Source organism: Streptomyces sp. NPDC087263, assembly GCF_044744645.1.
Taxonomy (GTDB): domain Bacteria; phylum Actinomycetota; class Actinomycetes; order Streptomycetales; family Streptomycetaceae; genus Streptomyces.
In genome coordinates, this window is record NZ_JBIUYT010000005.1 from 205,205 (window position 1) to 225,000 (window position 19,796).

The following is a 19,796-nucleotide window of genomic DNA, read 5'->3' on the forward strand; positions in this document are numbered from 1 at the left end:
GCGCTGTTGTGGGAGGCGGGGTCAGCTGACGCCGAGGGGGATGCCGAGCAGGTACCAGGCCACGAAGAACGCGACCCAGACGACCCAGACGACAGCGGCGATCGGGATCGTGAATGAGGCCAGGGTGCCGATGCCGGCGGACTTCTTGTGTTGCTGGATGAAGCCCAGCGCCATCGCGAAGTACGGGCTCATCGGGGTGACGCAGTTGGTGACCGAGTCGGCGACGCGGTAGACGGCCTGGGTGGTCTCGGGTTCGATGCCGATGAGCATCAGCATGGGCACGAGGATGGGGGCGGCCAGGGCCCACAGGGCGGAGCCGCTGGTGATGACTAGGTTCATGAACGTGATCAGTACGGCGATGCCGATCAGCACGGTCCATCCGCCCAGATGCATGTCCTTCAGGGTCTGCGCGCCCTCGATGGCGATGACGTTGCCGATATTCGTCCACTTGAAGTACGCGAGGAACTGGGAGATCGCGAAGAAGAGAACGAGGATCGGGGCGTAGGTGCGGGTGCCCTCGACGAGCGCGTCGACGATGTCGCGGGGGGCACGGAAGGTGCCCGTCATCCGGCCGTAGACCCAGCCGAGCAGGGTGAAGAACAGGAAGAGGACGAGCGACATGCCCGTGATCAGCGGGGATTCGACGATGGAACCGTGCTCGCCGCGCAGCGGTGAGGACGACGGGATGAGGGACGCCGCCAGGACCGCGACAAAGCCGAGCCCGACCAGCCCGGTCACCCGCAGCGCGCGGCGCTGGTCATCGGTGACCTCGATCGTCTTGAGCTCGTCGGCAGTCAGCGCGGTGACCGGCTCGTCGGGGTCCAGGTCCGAGCGCTTGGCGATGACCTTGTCGACGACGAGTGTGATCACCAGGGCCACGAGGACCGACGAGGCGAGCCCGAAGAAGTAGTTGGCCACCGGGGTGACGACGTAGTCCGCGTCGGTGGTGTGGGCCGCGGCGGTGGAGATCGACGACAGCAGCACGTCGGTCGTGGTGATCGCCGGGGAGGCGTCGTACCCGGCGGAGATGGAGACGTAGGCGACGATGCAGCCGAGCACCGGGCTGCGGCCGGCGGCACGGTAGACCAGGGCCCCGAGCGGGATGAGGGTGACGTACGCGGCATCACCGGCGACGTGGGCGACCATCGCCGTCATCGACAGCACGAAGGTGAGGTACTTGCCCGGCACCCGGGCGACCATGCGGCGCAGCATGGTCGTGAACAGTCCGCTCGCCTCGGCGACAGCTATGCCGAAGCCCACGACGAGGATCGTGGCCAGTGGCGGGAAGGTCGCGAAGTTGTCGACGGCCCCCTCGACCATCGTCGTGACCCCGGCCTTGCTGAGCAGGCTCTGCACCTTGATGGTCTCGTGCGTCCCGGGATGCGCGGTGCTGACACCGGCCGCCGCCAGTACCGCGCTGAGAACGATCACGACCCCCGCGAGGATCCAGAACAGCCAGAACGGGTTGGGGAGCTTGTTGCCGACTTTCTCGATCGCCGCGAAACTCCGGAACGCGGTGCGCAGGACTCTCGACTGCGGCTCGGTCGGCTGAGGCTGAGCGGAGGTGACACTCATCGGTACCTCTTCGTGCATTGAGGGGATGTTCCTGCGAACATTGGCATCCTAGTGAGAGATTATCTATATCTCAGAAGTAACAGTGGGATTAAGTGGCACCCTAGAGTGGAGCACCATGACCAGCCCTCTCCTCGACGAGCTCGACCGGCGCCTCATCGGCGCGCTGCATCTGGCACCCCGCGCCACCTGGGACGACGTCGGCGAGATCCTGGCCGCCGACGCCAGCACGCTCAAACGCCGCTACGACCGGTTGCACGAGGCACGGATGGTCCGCGTGATCGGGCAGGCCGACTGGGGCATGCACTCCACCGCGATGCCGATCCACGTATTCCTGGACATCACCGGCGAGAGCCCGCTCGCCGTCCTCCACCGGCTCCGTGACCTGCCCCACCTCCAGCTGCTGGCACAGATCTCCGGCGACTACCCCCTCTACGCCGTCGTGCACGCCCCCTCCGAGGCCGCTACCAGCGAGGCGATCGACCGGATGTTCTCCGTCCCCGGCGTCCGCCGCGTCAACGCGCTGCCCGCTCTCAGTACGCTGCGCCGGGGCATCACCTGGGACCCCCAGTTCCTCACGGACACCGAACGCGTAGACCTGCTGAAGCTCACCGGCGCCCGCCCCGAGGGCACCACGACCGCGACACCCCCCGCCAAACCACTCAGCGAAGCCGAACGCACCGTCGTCGCCCAGCTGATCCAGGACAGCCGCGCATCCGCCGCGAGCATCGCCCGGGCCGCAGGCCTGGCCACCTCCACCGCGCACCGCGTCGTCCGCCGGGTCCTCGACGAAGGATGGGTCAAACCGCGCCTGGAGATCGTGTCGGATTGGCTCGGCTTCCAGACCCCCTTCGTACTCCGCCTGCGAGTGGCCCCAGGCGAAACCCCCGACGTCATGCGCCGCATCGACCAGCTCCCTCAGACCCGGCTCGCCGCCCACGTCGCCAGCGACATGGCCGTCCTCTCCACCGGCCTGGTAGCCGACCGCTCCGCCCTGGCGCTCTTCATCGACAACGAGCTGGCCAGGATCCCTGGCATCCTCGCCGTCAGTGTCGACGTCATGCTCGCCGAACCGCGCCGCTACTGGCTGGACCGGGACCTGGCCTCCGGTCTCGGCGAATTCCACGCGCCGACACTGCTGTAGGCCACGACGGCGCTGATCGGCGGTGTCCCTGCCTGCCGGAGTCAGTGCTGTCGTGCGCGGCAGAGGTCGCGGATCAGGGCGATCTCGGCTCCGTGGTGCAGCATTTCCCGCCGGCATCGAATGCTGAGACCACGTCCACGACGTTCCCGTTGACGAGGTAGTCGTCTCGGGTCAGCACGTGATCGCGGTTGGTGTGGTCGGCACGCAGGGGATCAGCGATTCGCGAGGTTGCTCGGGCGCCACGCGATGGTCGCGAAGGGCGACGGCCAGCTATGCGGGAGGGGGCCGCATGCGGGAGGGGCCGCGTCGCACCCCCAGGCGCCGCCGCCGGGGAGGAGCGTCGCACGCGGCCCTGGTCCGTCCGCACGCCGCCGCACCGACCAGCAACTCGGCATCGGCTCCCGGCGGAACTCCTCGCCGGGCAGGGGGCCGACCTTGGTGTCGGTCCCATCGCCGCTGTCCCTCACGGGCACTGTCATACGGCAGGCGAGGCGCTCCCGCGCGAAGTCGAACTCCTCGAGCAACGGGGCCGGTCGGGGCGGGATCACGGTCACTGGAGACTCCTGTGCCCGCCGACAGCTGCCGGATCAGTGTCCTGCCGACGATGTAGGTGTCCTCGATCTTCACTTCGGCGACTCCGCGGCCCTCGGGGAAGACGCTGCGCCAGTCACCGCTGACGTGCAGTTCGTCGGTGCCCATCGCGCGGACCACCATGAGTCCCTCGTCGTACGCCTTGTGGGCCTTCATCCAGAGGTTGGCGAAGGCCTGGGGGCGGATCAGGTGCATCCAGTCCGGGCGGTACAGCTCCCGGTTGTAGTGCGACTCCCCCATCGTGGAGACGAACTTCGAGTACATCGCCTTCACGTACTCGAGAGTCACCTCGCCCTCTTTCGCGATCGCCCCGTCCCGCGCGTCCTTCAGCGCGACGCGGAACTTCTCCAGCAGCCCCTCGGTCGCCCCGCGACCGGCGCCGCATTGAGACGACCGAGGAGGTGGCGGGCGACATTGTGGCGCCGCACCGGACTCGATATCCCTGTCCGGCACCCCGCCTCCTCATTCTGCAGACAATTGACGGGTCCTCAAAAGCCCATACTTCAGACTCATTCGAGTCTTCAGGAGGGGAGGACCCGGATATCCGCCATCCCGAATTCCGACAGCCCGCGGACGCATAAGAACACACCACCCGCCTGCTTCATCCACCAAGGGATCCATCACTCACCAAACCGCCGCAATCGGTCAACCGCGGCCGTCGATGCTCCAGCACTCCGGCCCGACGCCGCGCCAGTCGATGAGCGGCGAAGCCGCGGCGGCCACCGGATCCAAATCCAGGCCCGCACGGCGCAGGAACTCGGAGAGGTCCTCAAGGTTGTACGCCACCCCCAGGTTCTCGCCGTTCACACGAACTCGGCGACCGCCCTTCGGCAAGGGCGGAGCCACGGTCACAGGCAATGGTGCGGACATGGACCCAGCCTCGTTTGTACGGTTTGGACGCGGTTCCGGATGTTCGCGTCGGGCTCTCATCGGTGCTCGTCGCGGCCGGCGTGCTCCTTCGCTCCGGTGCGCTGCGGCGTCGTGGGGACGGAACCCGGCATCGCTGGAGCCTCGGCGGTGATGCCCTCCCTTCTCCTGTCGGGCCCGAGTCGGCACGAGCGGCAGGACCGAGTCCACTCCGCTTGGTGCGCCATGCCGTAATTCAATCACGTGTTCGATTTCCGACGCACGTCGACCGCGACCACCGCGCTGGCTGCCGCCAAGCCGGAGTAACTGTCAAGGCCGGTGGACGGGAGCCGCACCGACCCAGCGGTGATAGGCGTCCACGTCGACATTGCTGCCGCACAGGATGGTGACCACGTGTCGGCCGGCGAAGCGGTCACGGTCTTCGAGGATCGCCGCGATGCCGAGCGCGGCCGACGGTTCGACAATGAGGCCGGCGTGGTCGAGGAGCATCCGCATACCGGCGATGATCGACGCCTCCTGGACCAGGACGGCGTCGTCGGCGACCAGGAGGAGGTCCTCCAGGACGGCCGGGATGGGACACCGGCCGGCGACACCGTCAGCGATGGTGTCGGTCGAGTCGGTGGTCACGACGCGCCGTCTGCGCCACGAGTGGGTCATCGCCGGTGCGCCCAAGGGCTGGACGCAGATCACCTCGACTCCGGGAGCCAGAGCCTTCATCACGTGCCCCACACCGGTGGCCAGCGCCCCTCCACCGAGAGCGATCAGGACGGCGTCGAACGACGGCACCGTGTCCACCAGTTCAAGGCCGATGGTCGCCGCGCCCTCGCAGGTCTCGAGGTCCAGGCTGTCTTCGACGAGCCGGATACCGTCGTACCGCGCTATGGACGCCGCCCGCTCGCGAGCCATCTCGTGGTCGCCGTCCACCAGCTCCAGACTGGCACCCAACGCGCGGATGCGATCAAGCTTGGCCACCGTCGCAAAGCGGGAGGCCACGACGGTGACGTCGAGCCCCCGGCCGCGACCGGACCAGGCGAGGGCTTGGCCGAGGTTGCCCGCGCTGGCGCACACCACCGCTCGCGAGGCATCGTCGGCGAGCAGGCTCGCGACCACCTCGGTGCCACGGGCCTTGAAGCTGCGGACCGGGTTCGCCGTTTCGAGCTTGATGCTCACCGTGCACCCGAGGTCGGGCTCCAGCGCCTCGCAGCGGTACAGCGGAGTGTCGAGAAAGATCGGGTCGATCACCCGGCGAGCCGCCCGGATCCGGGCGGTGTCGAGACGCGTCTGCTGCACGACACAGCAGCGTAGCGCCACGGTCAGGGTCAGGGGCAGAGCGCTTGAGGCCCGACGTCGGATCGCCCGGCCCGCTTGATGGGCGAGCGTCCGCCTTCCTGCGGACAGGGCAGGCCGACGCTCGCCCATCAAGCGGGGCCGCCGGGAACGGCGTACCGACCGAGGACTTGAACCTGCGCCGGGCCGAGCGATGCGACACCGTGGTTACGGGTGGGTTCTTTCTGCCCGACCGCGCCGCGCCGCGCCGGTGATGTCTGCTCTCCTGACCGAGGAGGGACCTGCCCTCTTTTTCCGCATTGGCCGACGCCTAAGGACTGCGCCTTTGAGGACTACGCCTCAGGACTGCGCCTCAGGACTGCGCCGAACGCGGACGGGAGAAAGGAAAGGGTCAACGTCGGCGTCGGATGAGCCGATACCAACCATGAACTCACCAAACGACTGCAGAGGGAAAGGGGAGACGACGATGTCCCGCACCGAGGATTGCCGCATGGCGGATCGGCCGGCCGACTACCAGCGTCTGGGGATCGCCAGGGGCGAGATCGCGCCCTGGGAGGACGGCTTCCGCTCGCGCCCCGGCGGCCCCGGAACCTTCGAGTGGTGGTACTTCGACTGCGTCCTCGACGACGGATCCACCCTCGTGATCAACTTCATGGTCAAGGACTTCCGGGTCGGCAAGGGCGTCAACCAGCCGCCCGCGCCGGTGGTCACCATCGAGCTCGACCGGCCGGACGGCACCCACATCGAACGGACCTCACCGGAGTACCCGGACGACCACGACTTCGGCACCGACCGGTGCGATGTCCGCATCGGCGACAACCGCTTCAGCGGTGACCTGCACACCTACCGTATCCACGCGAACGTCGACGGCGTCGTCGCGGACGTCACCCTCACCGGGCAGGTCCCCTCCTGGCGGCCGGAGACCGGGCACGTCACGTTCGGGGAGGAAAAGCACAAGTACTTCGCCTGGCTGCCCTCCGTCCCCCAGGGCCGGGTCGAGGCCACCCTCACCATCGACGGCACGACCGAGACCCGCACGGGCACCGGCTACCACGACCACAACTGGGGCGACGCCGAGATGGCGCGTCTCATGCACCACTGGTACTGGGCACGCGCCGAGGCAGGCGACTACACCGTGATCGCCTCCTACATCACCGCCGCGAAGAAGTACGGCTCCGCCGAGATCCCCATCTTCATGCTCGCCAAGAACGGCGAGATCCTCGCCGACCGCGCCAACCTGGTTCGCTTCACCAAGTCCGACGAACACCCCGACCCCGTCACCGGAAAGCCGGTCGCCAACACTCTTGTGTTCGACTACGACGCGGCCCCCGAGGGCGGCGAGGGGTTCCGGGTCACCTTCCGCCGCGAGAACACCATCGTCCAGAACCGCATGATCGAATCCCTCAAGGGGGCGAAACGGATCCTGGCCAGACTCGCCGGATTCAACGGTGCGTACATGCGCTTCACAGGCCAGGTCACCGTCGAGCACCTCACACACGGCGAGGCCGTCGACAGCGTGAGCGCACCGGCTCTGTGGGAACTCATGTACTTCGGCAAGCACTGAACCGGCTCCGGCACAGCGGCGGGCGTCAGCGCGCGCTTCCTCCGTCGGTGGCCGCCCGGCGCCTCCCGGTCTACCCGTGGTCGACCGGCCGGTAGGTGCACACGTTCACGCCCGTGCCGCTGGTGACGGTCGAGACCAGGTGGAGCGTGCGCAACGCACCGTCGCCGGGGAAGATCGACTTACCGCCACCGAGGATCACCGGCATGATCATGAGCCGGAGTTCGTCGACCAGGCCCTCGCGCAGAAGGGTGCGCACGAGCGTGGGACTCCCCATGACCAACAGGTCCCCGCCCTCCGTATCCGTCTCGCGCAGCTTGCGGATGTGGGCGACGGCCTCATCGCCGGGGATGTGCGTGGTGTTGTTCCACGTCAGGTCGTCGTCACCCAGCGTTCGGGAAACGACGTACTTCGAGATGGCGTTCATCCGGTCGGCGAACGGGTCGCCGCCCCGCTCGGGCCACGCCGCAGCCATCGACTGCCACGTGCGGCGCCCGAACAACAGCGCGTCGGCCTTCGTCAGCGCGTCGGCGAAGGCGCCGCCCACCACCTCCGGATCGAAGAACGGGTGGGTCCAACCGCCGTGAGTGAAGCCACCCTCGGTGTCCTCGTCGGGCCCACCCGGTGCCTGTACGACGCCGTCCAAGCTCATGAATTCACTGATCACGATGCGCATGGGACTCGCTCCTCTTCCTCACGCCAAGGGTTACGGCAACCACGCCAAGGGTTACGGCCATGGAGACTGCCGCGTCGCTGGAAAGTCATCGCTGCCCTCCCCATCACCTGTCCAGTCCCTGGCGAGGGCTTCCCGTCGTCTCCGCAGGAGGGCGCGCCGAACGGGGGCGGTAGTACGACGCGACGGCCGGCTGGCCGGTGTAGTTGGGGCCCGCGTGGGGGTCGGCGCCGAGGTAGGTGAAGGGCAGGGTGATGCGGCGGCCGCCCCGCAGGCTGAGGCGGTGGTGGCGGGTCGAGTAGTGGAAGCCGGCGGCGCGCAGTGCGGCCAGGACCGGGCGGGAGGCATCACCGCCGTCGGGTCGCCGCAGCGTCGAGGGGTCGAGGTGGGCGACCAGCAGGCCGGTGCCGGTGAGCCAGGAGGCGGCCCGCTCCAGCAGCGCGAGCCGGTCGCCGATGTAGTGCAGTCCGTGGACGCAGGTGACCAGGTCGTAGCGGCGCTCCGCGGACCACCCGCCGAGGTCTGCGGTGATGAGTTCGAGGCCGTCGGGCAGCGCTGCCCGCAACCGCGGGCCCACCAGGTCCACGCCGGTCAGTGCGGCTTGCGGGAGTCGCTTGGCCGCTTCGCGTAGGGCCAGCCCTTCTCCGCTGCACAGGTCCAGCCATGACGGGGCGGAGCGGCGGTCGCTCTCGTTCAGGAAATCCGTGGGAGCGAAGCCGAGTTCGCGGGTGTAGCTGTTGACGCCGGCCAGAACCCGTTCGCGGTTCATGGCGCTGTTGGCCACCACCGAATGGCCGGCCAACTCGTCGTCCTTGATCAACCGGGGCGGCGGCTCGGCTGTTGTCCGCGAAGTACCGTCGATCATCGCACCATTGTGCGGTACGGCCGGTCGTTGCGGGCGAACCCAAGGGCCCACGGGCCTCGGCGAAGCCGTGAATAGCGGTGCCGCCTCCCGTGGACGGCGGCCCGGTCGGCACGGGGCGCCGGGCCGACTGCCCAGCCGCGGACGGCAGCCACGCCGTTTCAGGGCGGAAGGCGGCCTACCGACTCGCCTCGCGTACGGGATGCAGCCCCGAAACCGCCCGCCCGTGCGCTGCAGCTCACCACGGTGCTCAAGCCGGATCCCGGCCACAGTGCCGGTCAGCCCGAGCCGGTACGACCGTCATGTCGGCCGTACCGGCGCCGAGGCGAGGATCCCGCTCGCCGACGCTCTACCGCGCAGGTTTCTGCTTCAGCATCACGGAGGCGACCGCGACGACGAGTGCGATCACGACCACTGGCAGCACCGGCGCGTAGGTGTGCGCGTGGCTGAGCATCCAGTCTCCGACGAAGGCGCCGGCCACCATGCCCACCAGGACCCCGGTCAGGCGACGTACCGCGGCGGGCTTCAGAGACCAGGTGGTGATACCGGAAATCCAGCTGATGAAGGTGGCCGTGGCCGCCGTGGTGGAAATGCCCGGCACATGGAGCGACCGAACGGCATTCATCTGCAGACCCATCGCAAAGGCGTTGAGGGCGACCAGGATGTTGGACACGAGGCTGGACGGAGACGCCGCCATCCACACGACGATGAAACCGACCTGCGCCACCGTCGCGACGCACAGTGCGATGGAGACGCGACGCGGCCACGCTTCGAAGATCTGCGAGTCCTCCATCTCCTCGTCGCCGTTGAACGCGGTCAGGATCCGTGTTGCCACTGCGGCCCCCACGGCGAACGCGGCAAGTGAAATCACCACGCGAACGGGATCCGGGCCGGCGGGCGGCCGCGTGCCGGCTACCCCAAGTCCGAGAAACACCAGGTTTCCGGTCTGGAACGCCGTGAAGACCTTCCCGAAGGAGAGAAAGCAGATCGCCTCGAAGACGCCTGACGAGAACGCCAGGGCGACAAGCAGCCGGTCACGAATGGCCAGCAGTTCCGGCGTCGCGTGCGCTGCGGCCAGGTCCACACGCCGGTCATCCACGGGTTCGGCTCCTCCGTCGCCCCGGACCGGCAGGGTCGGGGCGGCAGGTCGAGTGTCCCGAGAACGTTCGAGTCGAGACCGCCGGCCGTGGGTGTTTTGCAGGCTGCTCCATTGCATGCCTTTCCCTCCAAGCGCCCAGAGTCGGCAACTCGCCCCGACTAGTTGCTAGGTACACATTTATCTCCCGCGTTCAGGATGTGACCACATCTGGGAAAAAGCCACATATTTGGGCGAAACCTTACTCAGGTTTCAGCAAAGAACTACGAAGGCCCTCTGGAATGACAAAACAGACAGGTCCGACGATTTCTTGAGTCGGGGCGCCTCGGGTCCGACCGGCGCCCGGTCAGGAGAGTTCGGGACGGCCGTTTCCGGGCCTTTCGCAACTCGGTCCGCCGTGCCGTGCGTGGCCCAACTCGCCTGTCGGCATTGACGGATCATGGCGACGCTCGTTAGCGTTCCAAGCGGCATTGAGTGTCAGCGTCAAGCCCTGGCTCGTTGATCGGCAACCCTCCACCGCGGTGGGGTGCTCCAGGTGAAAGCCCGGCGGGGTCATCGACCCCGCAAGCGCGTGGCCCCTTGACCGGGCCTGAGATCGGGAGGACCAGCGTGCCGAACAGCAGTGATCTCAGTGCTTCGATCGCGGCCGCTGCGGTGTTCTCCGGATTCTCCCGCCGACGCCACATCGACCTGCAGCTCTTCACCAGCTGTCTGTGTCACGACTGATTGCGTCCCGGCCTCCCCGCCTTCCTGACTGACGTTCGCCGACGGCTTTGACGCCGCGGGCGACTCCCTGCGGGCTCTCACAGTGCTGTCGGAGTCCGCGGCACTGTCACGCCTTCGTCGGCACCCTTTCCCCAGACATCTTCCGAATATTTCCGTCACTTCGCCCAGGTCTGCCCAGGTCCACTTCGCCTTGGTCTGCACCGGCATGTGCGCGGTGACTTTGGAGTAGGAGAACCCGTCCGTGATATCGCATCCGGATTCCCGACCCACCCGGTGGGCGGCACTCGCCGCCCTTGTGACAAGCAGCCTCCTGCTGAGCGCCTGCACGTCGAGCGACAGCGCCGGCTCGACCAGCGACAACGGCCCGGCCAAGTCCGGCGGCACACTGACCTTCGCGGTGGGTTCCGACGTGGGCTGCGTGGATCCGCAGCAGGTGGGCAGCAACGACACCATTTACTCACTGCGCCAGATCGTGGACTCCCTGACCGACCAGGATCCCAAGACCGGCAGAATTGTGCCGTGGCTGGCGAAGAGCTGGGACGTCAGCTCCGACACGACCACGTTCACCTTCCACCTGCGATCAGGTGTCACCTTCAGCGACGGGACACCGCTGACCGCGCAGGTGGTCAAGGACAACTTCGACGCGGTACCGAAGCTCGGCGCCCTGGGGACGCTGGCCCAGGGGTACTTGAGCGGCGTGGACAGCACCACCGCGGTCGATCCGCTCACGGTGCGGGTCAAGTTCCAGCAGCCGAACGCGCAGTTCCTCCAGGCCACGTCGACGCACTCACTGGGTATCGAGTCGTCGGCTAGCGCGAAGCAGAGCCCGCAGGAGAAGTGCAGCAAGGGTGTGGTCGGGTCCGGGCCGTTCACGCTGGAGAGTTATGTGCAGAACCAGGCGATCACCTTGACCAAGCGCAGCAAGTACGCCTGGGGTTCGTCCCTGTGGACCAAGCAGGGCGAGGCGTACCTGGACAAGCTGGTGTTCAAGGTGGTGCCCGAATCGGGCGTGCGCACCGGCAGCCTGCAGTCCGGTCAGGTGGACGCGATCAGCAGCGTCGGCAAGGCCGACGAGGCTGCGCTCACCGGTGGCCAGGTGAACCTGCAACGACGGGCGAATCCCGGTGCGGTGTTCAACCTGGGGCTGAACAACTCCCGCCCGCTGCTGAAGGACGTGAAGGTGCGTCAGGCGCTCCTGTTCGCCATCGACCGGCAGCAGATCGTCGACACCGTGTTCCCGACCGGCACCAGGCCGGCGACCAGCATCCTGGCGTACACCACACCGGACTACGCCGACCAGGGCTCCGACCTGGCCTTCGACACGGCGAAGGCGAAGTCCCTGCTGGAATCGGCTGGTTGGAAGGTCGGCAGTGACGGCATCAGATCGAAGAACGGCACCAAGCTCAGCCTGATCGTCAGGTGGTTCGCCAACTCGGCCACCAACCAGCCGGCCCTGGAGCTGATCCAGCAGCAGCTCAAGGCCGTCGGAGTCGACGTGGTCCTCAAGGAGACGCAGACCGCCCAGTTCGCCACGATGCTGCAGTCCGGCGACTTCGACGCGTCGTGGGGCAACCTGACCCGCGCCGACCCGGACATCCTGCGCAGCCAGTACTCCACCGAGCTGGCCAACCTCTACCGCCTGCCGGCGGGCCCGCTGGACTCGGCGCTGACCCAGCAGGCGGCGACTGCCGACGTGGCCAAGCGGAAGGAACTGGTCGGCCAGGCACAGCAGTTGATCGTGCAGAACGCCTACGTCATTCCCGTGGTGGAGCTGCAGACCCAGCTGGGGGTGGCGAAGAAGGTGCACAACCTCACGTTCGATGCCTCCAGCCGGATCCAGCTGCACGACACCTGGATCGGCTAGCAGCCGGTGGATGCGCGACAGAGCGTCCGATCCGGTCGTCGGCTACAGGAGGTGGGCAGGAAATGCGTCACTATGTGAGCAAGCGTCTCGCACAGGCACTCGGGGTGCTCTGGGCTGCGTACACGGTGTCGTTCTTCGTGCTGAACTATCTGCCCGGTGATCCGGTCTCGGCGATGGCCGGCGCCGGAGCGGACTCGGGCCAGATCGATCCGGCGCAGATCGCCGCACTGCGGCATGAGTACGGCTTCGACAAACCGGTGCTGGTGCAGTACGCCGACTATCTCGGCAAGGCGGTGCGCGGTGACTTCGGGAACGCGGTCTCCACCGGTCGGCCGGTGACCTCGACGCTGGCCGACGCGCTGCCGCAGACGCTGCAGTTGACCGGAGCGGCGCTGCTGCTCGCGGTGGTCTTCGGTGGCGGTCTTGCGGTGCTGGCGACCTACACCACGCAGCGGTGGTTGCGGCAGCTGTTGCTGTCGTTGCCGCCGCTGGGGGTGTCGGTGCCGACGTTCTGGGTCGGGCTGGTGCTCGTCGAGCTGTTCTCCTTCCGGGCGCGGTGGTTCCCCGCGTTCGGTAACGACGGGCTGCCGGGTCTGGTGCTGCCGGCGGTGACGCTCGCGATCCCGACCGGCGCCCTGGTCGCGCAGGTGCTGGCCAAGAGCCTGCTCACGGCGCTCGACCAGGCCTATGTGGAGACCGCGCGGGCCAAGGGCGCCGGCCGACTGCGTATTCACCTGCGGCACGCGCTGCGCAACGCCTCACTGCCGGCGTTGACGATCGTCGGGCTGCTGGCCGGGCAGCTCGTCGCCGGTTCGGTGGTCGTCGAGACCGTGTTCTCCCGCGACGGCCTGGGCCGGGTGACGGCCGCTGCGGTCACCGCCCAGGACATTCCACTGGTCCAGGGAGTGGTGGTGTTCGGAGCCCTGATCTTCGTGGCGGCCAATCTGCTCGTCGATCTCGTCTATCCGCTGCTGGACCCGCGGATCGTGGTGACCTCGAACAGGAAGGTGCGGCCCGCATGAGCGAAACCCTTGTCGAGGATGCCGCCGCAGGCGCCGCCCTCGGCCCGGCACACCCCGTCGAGCCCGGCATCGACCCGGGGCCGGTGCGCGGGCTCGAACCCGGGCGGGTGACCCGATTCCTGCTGCTGCGACCGGGCTTACTGGCGTCGGTCCTCGCGGTGGCGTTCGTGGTCCTTGCCGCGTTCCGGCCGGGGCTGTTCACCTCGCAGGATCCGCTACAGGGGGTGCCGTCGCAGAACTTCCAGGGCCCGAGCGGCGCGCACTGGTTCGGCACCGACGAACTGGGACGTGACCTGTTCTCCCGGGTGGTGCACGGTGCGCAGCTGTCGTTGAAGGCGACGCTGATCGCGGTGGGCGTCGCCTTCCTGGTCGGCGGGGCGCTCGGCCTGATCGCCGGGTTCGTGGGCCGCTGGGTCGAGGACGTGGTGATGCGCTTCGTCGACGTACTGCTGTCGATCCCGGCACTGTTCCTGTCCCTGGCCCTGGTCACCGCGCTGGGATATGGAACGGTGAAGGTCGCGGTCGCCGTCGGGATCGCCAGCGTCGCCGGCTTCGCACGGGTGATGCGTGCGGAAGTGCTGCGGGTGCGCCAAGCGGTCTTCGTCGAGGCGTCCCGCTCCTGCGGGTCCCGTTGGTACTCGGTCCTTGGCCGGCATGTGCTGCCCAACGCGATGGGCCCGGTGATCGTGCTGGCCACCCTGGAGTTCGGCACCGCCGTCCTGGCCGTCTCGTCACTGAGCTTCCTCGGTTACGGAGCGCCGCCACCGGCGCCGGAATGGGGCACGTTGATCTCCGACGGACGCAACTACCTGGGCAACGCCTGGTGGCTCACCGCGCTTCCCGGGCTGGTGATCGCCTCGACGGTGCTGGCCACCAACCGCATCGCCCGCGCGCTGGACGGCGAATGGTCCCGGCAGCGATGACCGGCCCGCTGACGAACGAACCCGAGACGGATGACGCCGTGACGAACGAGGCCGTGACCACCGCAGTGCCTGCCACCAGGGAACCGCTGCTGGAGGTGCGGAACCTGTCGGTGTCGTACCGCACCCGCGGCGGCTCCTTGCATGCCGTGCAGGGCGTGGACCTCGACGTATGGCCGGGCGAAGTGACCGCGGTGGTCGGCGAGTCCGGATCCGGCAAGAGCACGACCGCGCATGCGATCACCCGGCTCCTGGCGGCGAACGGCGGCATCGACGCCGGTAGCGTCCGCTTCGGCCGGCACGACCTCGCCTCGCTGTCGGAACGCGAGCTGCGCACGGTGCGCGGCGCGGGGATCGGCCTCGTGCCCCAGGACCCGTCGGTGTCACTCAACCCGGTCAAGCGCATCGGTGAGCAGGTCGCCGAGGTGCTCCGTATCCACCGGCTGGCGACCCGACGCTCCGCGCCGTCGGACGCGATCGCCGTCCTGGACCTGGCCGGGCTGCCCGACGCGGCCACCCGCGCCCGGCAGTACCCGCACGAACTGTCCGGCGGGATGCGGCAACGGGCGCTGATCGCCATCGCCATCGCCGCCAAACCAAAGTTGATCATCGCCGACGAGCCGACCAGCGCACTGGACGTCACCGTGCAACGGGTCATCCTCGACCATCTGCAGCACCTCACCGAAGCGTCCGGAACCGGGGTGCTGCTGGTGACCCACGACCTCGGCGTCGCCGCCGACCGGGCCGCGCGGATCGTGGTCATGTCACAGGGGCGGGTCGTCGAGACCGGTCCGACCCGGGAGATCCTGGAGAACCCGCGGCATGACTACACCCGACGGCTGCTGGCCAGCGCTCCCACCCTGACCACCGCACGCCCCCGGACCACCGTCGCCGTCCCGCCCGCCACAGCCGAGAAGGAGGCGCCGCTGGTCGAGGTACGCAACCTGGTCAAGGAGTTCCGGCTGCCCCACGCCGCGGGCTCGGCCCGCACACTGCGAGCGGTCGACGATGTCAGCTTCACCCTCCACCGCGGGCGGACACTGGCGCTGGTCGGCGAATCCGGCTCCGGAAAGTCCACCACCGCCCGACTGGTGCTCCGCCTCGCCGACCCGACCGCCGGGCACGTCCTGTTCGACGGCGCCGATGTCACCACCGCCCGCGGAGCACAGGCCAGGCAGTTGCGCCGACGAGCCCAGCTCATCTACCAGAACCCGTACGCCTCGTTGGACCCGAGGTTCTCCATCGGCGAGGTGATCACCGAGCCGCTGCGCGCGTTCAAGGTCGGCGACCGCGCCTCCCGGACGGCCCGGGCCAAGGAGCTCCTCGACCGGGTGGCGCTGCCCGCCTCGGTCCTTGGCCGCCGCCCGGCGGAGCTGTCCGGCGGCCAGCGACAGCGCGTCGCGATCGCCCGCGCCCTCGCGCTCTCGCCGGACCTGGTGGTCTGCGACGAACCGGTGTCAGCGCTCGACGTCTCCGTCCAGGCCCAGGTCCTCGACCTGCTCGCCGAACTACAGGCCGACACCGGGGTGGCGTACCTCTTCATCTCGCACGACCTGGCCGTCGTGCGCCAGATCGCGCATCAGGTCGCCGTCATGCGCGCCGGCCGCATCGTCGAGACAGGCACCAGCGAGGAGCTGTTCAGCCGCCCCGGCCACGACTACACCCGGGAGCTGCTGGCGGCGATCCCCGGCGGCCGGCACTCCTCGGCTGCCGCTGTCGGACAGCCCTCGGGCGGGAGCGAGTCCACCGACCCGATCGCCCCGGAGGTGAGCCGGTGACGCCTCCGGACAGCAAAGTAATGAGTACCGCACACCACACGAGGACGAAGACCGCATGAGCACCCCCACCATCAGCTCGCTGGCCTTTCTCACCCCGGGCAACTTCGCCGACGACGACCCGTACACCGGCCTGGAGGAGACCCTCCAACTCTTCGAGTACGGCGAGCGGTTGGGCTTCGACGGCGCCTGGATCCGGCAACGCCATCTCGAACACGGGGTGGGCTCTGCCGCGGTGTTCCTCGCCGCGGCCGGTCAGCGTACCGAGCGGGTCGAGCTGGGCACCGCGGTCATCCCGATCGGCTACGAGAGTCCGTTCCGGCTGGCCGAGGACCTGGCGTTGGCCGACGTGCTGTCCCGCGGCCGGCTCCAGGTCGGCTTCAGCACCGGCATGCCGCACGCCGAACTGCTCGGCGACCTGGTGTACGACGGTGACTGGCGCGCCTTCGACCTGTCCTACGGCAGGGTCGCCCGCGTCGTCGACAACCTGCGCGGCGAGTATCTCGGGGGCCCGGACACCGTGATCCAGTCGCCGGGCAACACCCAGCGGCCGCGCCTGCAACCGCACAGCCCCGGCCTGGTGGACCGCATCTGGTACGGCGGAGGAAGCCTGCGCTCGGTCCGCTGGGCCGCCGAGAACGGTCTCAACCTGCTGTCCGGCAATATCGTCACCGGCGAGAGCACCGACGACTTCACCACGGCCCAGTTGAACCTCCTCACCGAATTCCGGCGTACGCAGTCCACCGCCCGCGTCGCGGTGGGCCGCGTGATCGTGCCGTTCGACAGCGCCGACCGGGCCACCCGCACCCGCTACCTCGAGTACGCGGCGAGCCGCCACGCCCGCACCCTGGCCCCCCAGGGCCCGAAACGGATCCTGTTCGCACCCGACGTGGTCGGCACGGCGGAGCAGATCCTGGAGCAACTGGCGGCGGACCCGGTGGTCTCGGCGGTGTCGGAGCTGCGTATCGAGTTGCCGTACGAGTTCCGGCGGGAGGAGTACGAGCAGATCCTGCACGACGTACGCCACCTGGTCGCGCCCGAACTGGGTTGGCAGCCGAGGCAGTTGGAGACAGCGCGATGAGTTCCGCACTGGACGTGCAACCGGCCCACCCCCGGGAAAGGGTGGGCCGGCGGCGCGGAGGAGCGGCGGGTCAGCCGGCCTGGCGCCGGTCGGTGGTGGAGCGGTGGGTGAGGGGTTCCCGCAGGCCCAGGTGCTCGCGCAGCGTCGTACCCGTGTACTCGGTGGGGTAGAGACCGCGTTCCTGTAGTGCGGGGACGAGCAGGTCGACGATGTCGTCGAGGCCGCTGGGGATGAGGTACGGCGTGACGTTGAAGCCGTCGACGGCGCCGTGCCGCACCCAGTGGGCGAACTTGTCCGCGAGACCTGCCGGGGTACCGACGTGGCCGCGCTGGGGACCGAGCGCGATGACGGTCTCCCGCAGTGACCAGCCGTGTGCGTCGGCCTTCTCCCGCCACTCGGCGACCACCTTGCGCGGGTCGACGACACGCCGGGCGCCGAAGGAGCCGTCGTCCTCGGCGACGACCGGGTCCTCCTTGGGTAGCGGCCCGTCGGCGTCGCGATCGGAGAGGTCCAGGCCCCACAGGAGTCCGGCGATACCCAACGCCGTTGCCGGAGTGACCTGTTGGAGACGGATCCAGCGTTTCTTCTCCTGGGCCTCCTCCTCGGTGACCCCGACGATGATCTCGGTACCCGGGAGGATGCGCAGGTCGTCGTCGGGCCGGCCGACGGCCCGCAGGCGGAGCCGGACGTCGTCGGCGAAGGCGAGCGCGTCGTCGAAGTCCTCGCCGTGCCTGGAGAAGATGACGTCGGCGTTGCGGGCTGCGAAGTCCCGGCCGTCACCGGAGTCCCCGGCCTGGAAGATCACCGGGTGACCCTGGGTGCTGCGCGGCAGCGTGGGCGCAAGGTCGACGTCGAACTGCGGCCCCTGGTAGCGGACTTGGCGCACGGCACCGGGTGCCGCCCAGGCGGGGGCGCCCGGGGAGCCGGAGACGGCACCGTCCTCCCAGCCGTCCCAGAGCGCGCGGGCGACGGTGAGGAACTCCTCGGCGCGCCGGTAGCGGTCGGCGTGGTCGAGGTAGCCGCCGCGGCGGAAGTTGGCGCCGGTCCAGGCGTTGTCGGTCGTCACCACGTTCCAGCCCGCGCGGCCCTCGGAGAGCAGGTCGAGACCGGAAAGGCGGCGGGCGAGGTCGGCGGGCTCGTTGAAGGTGATGTTGGAGGTGGAGACCAGGCCGATCCGGTCGGTGACGGCGGCCAGTGCGGCGAGTTGGGTGATGGCGTCCGGCCGCCCGGCGATGTCGAGGTCGTGGATACGGCCGTCAACCTCTCGCAGACGCAGCCCCTCCCCCAGGAAAAACGCGTCGAACAGGCCCCGTTCGGCGGTCTGGGCGACGCGCCGGTAGCTGGCCGGGTCGATCTGGCTGCCGCTGGCCAGGTCGGACCAGATGGTCCAGTGGTTGACGCCCTGGAAGAAGACGCCGAAGTGGACCTGGGCGTGCGGGCGGGGGACGTCGAGGGGGTCGGTGCGGGTCATCGGGTCTCCTCAAGGGCCTCGAACGCCGCACCGGCGGCGTAACGGTTGGCGGGCCGGTCGAGGCCCAGGTGGGTGCGCAGGGTTGCGCCGGGCAGCGGGCGGAGGGCGTGCCGCCGCTGGAAGAGGTCGGGCAGGACGAGACGGGACAGCTCCAGCAGGTCCTCGTCGAGCACCAGCGGACGCAGCCGTACGCCGTCCACGACGCCCCTCAACTGGCCGAGCAGCGCGGCGAGTCCGGCAGCGGAGCCGATGTGGCGCAGCCGTCCGTGGTCGGTCCAGGGCGCATGCCGTTCGAGGTCGGCGACGCGCTCCTCGGCCGTGGCGTCCGAGGTGTCGAGGGCGATCTCGACCTCGGCGAAGGTACGCGGCGTTCCGGCGGCGGCCGCGGCCGCGGTGACCTCGGCGAGGTCACGGCCCTCGACGAGGGCGACGTCGAGTTGCCCGGCGGGCACGAGGTCGGGCCGGCCGAGCACGACGAGTTGCCCCTGGGGCGGCCGCGGCACGATCGCGGGGCCCTTCACGGCATAGGTGTCGCCGGTGAAGTCGACGTAGTGGAGCCGGTCGCGGTCGAGGTAGCGGCTGGTGGCCACGGAACGGATGACCGCGTCGTCCTCCCAGGAGTCCCACAGAGCGCGGACGACCTCGACGCCGTCGCGGGACTCGCGGGCTCGGGCGGCTGCGCCGTCGACGAGGGGGCGGCCCCAGGCGCGAGCCGCGTCAGGACGTACCTCTTCGCTCACCACCCACCCGGCCCGCCCGACCGAGATGTGGTCCAGGGACGCCAACTGGCTGGACACGTGGAAGGGTTCGGCATAGGTGACGGGGACGACCGGCGCGATGCCGATGACGCTCGTCGACGCGGCGAGGAACGCCGCCCGCTCCACCGCGCCGATGCGGCCGACCACGTCGGGCGTGGCGCCGGGCGGGAGTACGCCGTCCTCCAGGGTGAGCAGGGTGAACCCGGCGTTCTCCGCGGCGGCGGCGACGCGGGCCACCCGGCGCGGGCTCAGCAGGTGGTCAGGTGAGTGGGCGGCGCGGCGCCAGGCCGCGGGATGGGCGCCGTCGCCGTCGAGTTCGACGGCGAGCCGCAGGGCGGGGCCGGACATGGGGTTTCCTTCCGAGGGCACAACGAGACGGCCGGCCCGGCGGGCCGACGGGGGTCAGAGTCGTGCGGAAGGACAGACGGCAGAGGCGGTGCGGCAGTAGTCGACGTGCCGTCGGATGATGAGCCGCGTCCCCGTGCCGGCACCGTGCGGTGCGGCGCCACGTTCACGCATCGGGGCC

General features: G+C 69.2%; 15 protein-coding genes, 1 pseudogene and 1 riboswitch. Of the genes and pseudogenes, 7 read left to right on the forward strand and 9 right to left on the reverse strand.

The genetic code is table 11. The features are described 5' to 3' along the window. Nucleotides 1-21: 21 nt before the first annotated feature. The gene (locus ACIPC1_RS18010; protein ID WP_402518025.1) at nt 22-1,575 is read right to left on the reverse strand and encodes an AbgT family transporter; all 1,554 of its coding nucleotides are present in this window, start codon (nt 1,573-1,575) and stop codon (nt 22-24) included. Nucleotides 1,576-1,690: 115 nt separating this feature from the next. Between ACIPC1_RS18010 and ACIPC1_RS18015 the strand changes: the two genes are divergently transcribed. Beyond that, nucleotides 1,691-2,716 (forward strand): winged helix-turn-helix transcriptional regulator, encoded by a 1,026-nt coding sequence (locus ACIPC1_RS18015; RefSeq protein ID WP_402518028.1) that lies wholly within the window; start codon nt 1,691-1,693, stop codon nt 2,714-2,716. 597 nt (nt 2,717-3,313) lie between these two features. Here ACIPC1_RS18015 and ACIPC1_RS18020 read toward each other — a convergent pair. The 3 genes and pseudogenes from ACIPC1_RS18020 to ACIPC1_RS18030 all read right to left on the reverse strand — a co-directional run. Next, nucleotides 3,314-3,676, reverse strand: a pseudogene (locus ACIPC1_RS18020) (transcriptional regulator); the annotation flags it as partial. A 276-nt stretch (nt 3,677-3,952) separates the two neighbouring features. Next, nucleotides 3,953-4,114: a hypothetical protein gene (locus tag ACIPC1_RS18025; protein WP_402518029.1), complete on the reverse strand. Its 162-nt coding sequence runs from the start codon at nt 4,112-4,114 to the stop codon at nt 3,953-3,955. Nucleotides 4,115-4,483: 369 nt separating this feature from the next. After that, nucleotides 4,484-5,464, reverse strand: coding sequence for a threonine/serine dehydratase (locus ACIPC1_RS18030; protein ID WP_402518031.1), 981 nt, complete (start codon nt 5,462-5,464; stop codon nt 4,484-4,486). Between the two features lie 487 nt (nt 5,465-5,951). On the opposite strand from ACIPC1_RS18030, the gene ACIPC1_RS18035 reads away from it, so the two are divergent. Beyond that, nucleotides 5,952-7,025, forward strand: a complete 1,074-nt coding sequence (locus tag ACIPC1_RS18035; RefSeq protein WP_402518033.1) for a lipocalin-like domain-containing protein — start codon at nt 5,952-5,954, stop codon at nt 7,023-7,025. A 70-nt stretch (nt 7,026-7,095) separates the two neighbouring features. Here the strand turns inward: ACIPC1_RS18035 and ACIPC1_RS18040 are convergent, their stop codons facing one another. The 3 genes from ACIPC1_RS18040 to ACIPC1_RS18050 all read right to left on the reverse strand — a co-directional run bounded on the left by ACIPC1_RS18040 (nt 7,096) and on the right by ACIPC1_RS18050 (nt 9,656). Next, nucleotides 7,096-7,698 (reverse strand): dihydrofolate reductase family protein, encoded by a 603-nt coding sequence (locus tag ACIPC1_RS18040; RefSeq protein WP_402518035.1) that lies wholly within the window; start codon nt 7,696-7,698, stop codon nt 7,096-7,098. Between the two features lie 103 nt (nt 7,699-7,801). Next, entirely contained in the window at nt 7,802-8,560 is a 759-nt protein-coding gene (locus ACIPC1_RS18045; RefSeq protein ID WP_402518037.1) for a class I SAM-dependent methyltransferase, read from the reverse strand. 346 nt (nt 8,561-8,906) lie between these two features. After that, nucleotides 8,907-9,656, reverse strand: a complete 750-nt coding sequence (locus tag ACIPC1_RS18050; RefSeq protein WP_402518039.1) for a YoaK family protein — start codon at nt 9,654-9,656, stop codon at nt 8,907-8,909. A gap of 463 nt (nt 9,657-10,119) precedes the next feature. Continuing rightward, a riboswitch (SAM riboswitch) is annotated at nt 10,120-10,229 on the forward strand. A gap of 391 nt (nt 10,230-10,620) precedes the next feature. On the opposite strand from ACIPC1_RS18050, the gene ACIPC1_RS18055 reads away from it, so the two are divergent. From ACIPC1_RS18055 to ACIPC1_RS18075, 5 genes are all read left to right on the forward strand, one after another. Next, a complete protein-coding gene (locus ACIPC1_RS18055) occupies nt 10,621-12,243 on the forward strand; it encodes an ABC transporter substrate-binding protein (protein WP_402518041.1) in 1,623 nt (540 codons plus the stop codon). Nucleotides 12,244-12,305: 62 nt separating this feature from the next. Beyond that, nucleotides 12,306-13,265 (forward strand): ABC transporter permease, encoded by a 960-nt coding sequence (locus tag ACIPC1_RS18060; RefSeq protein ID WP_402518043.1) that lies wholly within the window; start codon nt 12,306-12,308, stop codon nt 13,263-13,265. Continuing rightward, on the forward strand, nt 13,262-14,188 hold the full coding sequence (locus tag ACIPC1_RS18065; protein WP_402518045.1) for an ABC transporter permease: 927 nt from the start codon (nt 13,262-13,264) through the stop codon (nt 14,186-14,188). The genes ACIPC1_RS18060 and ACIPC1_RS18065 overlap by 4 nt, the downstream gene beginning before the upstream one ends. Further along, nucleotides 14,170-15,963, forward strand: a complete 1,794-nt coding sequence (locus ACIPC1_RS18070; protein WP_402518048.1) for a dipeptide ABC transporter ATP-binding protein — start codon at nt 14,170-14,172, stop codon at nt 15,961-15,963. The genes ACIPC1_RS18065 and ACIPC1_RS18070 overlap by 19 nt, the downstream gene beginning before the upstream one ends. A gap of 55 nt (nt 15,964-16,018) precedes the next feature. Then, nucleotides 16,019-17,041 carry an LLM class flavin-dependent oxidoreductase gene (locus tag ACIPC1_RS18075; RefSeq protein WP_402518051.1) on the forward strand — a complete coding sequence of 341 codons (1,023 nt, stop codon included), beginning with the start codon at nt 16,019-16,021 and terminating at the stop codon, nt 17,039-17,041. A gap of 70 nt (nt 17,042-17,111) precedes the next feature. Here ACIPC1_RS18075 and ACIPC1_RS18080 read toward each other — a convergent pair whose 3' ends face one another. Both ACIPC1_RS18080 and ACIPC1_RS18085 read right to left on the reverse strand, forming a co-directional pair. Beyond that, nucleotides 17,112-18,512 (reverse strand): NtaA/DmoA family FMN-dependent monooxygenase, encoded by a 1,401-nt coding sequence (locus tag ACIPC1_RS18080; protein WP_402518054.1) that lies wholly within the window; start codon nt 18,510-18,512, stop codon nt 17,112-17,114. Further along, nucleotides 18,509-19,618, reverse strand: coding sequence for an LLM class flavin-dependent oxidoreductase (locus ACIPC1_RS18085; RefSeq protein ID WP_402518056.1), 1,110 nt, complete (start codon nt 19,616-19,618; stop codon nt 18,509-18,511). The genes ACIPC1_RS18080 and ACIPC1_RS18085 overlap by 4 nt, the downstream gene beginning before the upstream one ends. Nucleotides 19,619-19,796 lie beyond the last annotated feature (178 nt).

What these genes read in the sequence shown, in the direction of transcription:
- ACIPC1_RS18015 (WP_402518028.1), top strand. Translation starts at nt 1,691, where the DNA reads ATGACCAGCCCTCTCCTCGACGAGCTCGACCGGCGCCTCATCGGCGCG.
- ACIPC1_RS18065 (WP_402518045.1), top strand. Translation starts at nt 13,262, where the DNA reads ATGAGCGAAACCCTTGTCGAGGATGCCGCCGCAGGCGCCGCCCTCGGC.
- ACIPC1_RS18010 (WP_402518025.1), bottom strand. Translation starts at nt 1,575, where the DNA reads ATGAGTGTCACCTCCGCTCAGCCTCAGCCGACCGAGCCGCAGTCGAGA.
- ACIPC1_RS18080 (WP_402518054.1), bottom strand. Translation starts at nt 18,512, where the DNA reads ATGACCCGCACCGACCCCCTCGACGTCCCCCGCCCGCACGCCCAGGTC.
- ACIPC1_RS18075 (WP_402518051.1), top strand. Translation starts at nt 16,019, where the DNA reads ATGAGCACCCCCACCATCAGCTCGCTGGCCTTTCTCACCCCGGGCAAC.
- ACIPC1_RS18045 (WP_402518037.1), bottom strand. Translation starts at nt 8,560, where the DNA reads ATGATCGACGGTACTTCGCGGACAACAGCCGAGCCGCCGCCCCGGTTG.
- ACIPC1_RS18070 (WP_402518048.1), top strand. Translation starts at nt 14,170, where the DNA reads ATGGTCCCGGCAGCGATGACCGGCCCGCTGACGAACGAACCCGAGACG.
- ACIPC1_RS18035 (WP_402518033.1), top strand. Translation starts at nt 5,952, where the DNA reads ATGGCGGATCGGCCGGCCGACTACCAGCGTCTGGGGATCGCCAGGGGC.
- ACIPC1_RS18085 (WP_402518056.1), bottom strand. Translation starts at nt 19,618, where the DNA reads ATGTCCGGCCCCGCCCTGCGGCTCGCCGTCGAACTCGACGGCGACGGC.
- ACIPC1_RS18040 (WP_402518035.1), bottom strand. Translation starts at nt 7,698, where the DNA reads ATGCGCATCGTGATCAGTGAATTCATGAGCTTGGACGGCGTCGTACAG.
- ACIPC1_RS18060 (WP_402518043.1), top strand. Translation starts at nt 12,306, where the DNA reads ATGCGTCACTATGTGAGCAAGCGTCTCGCACAGGCACTCGGGGTGCTC.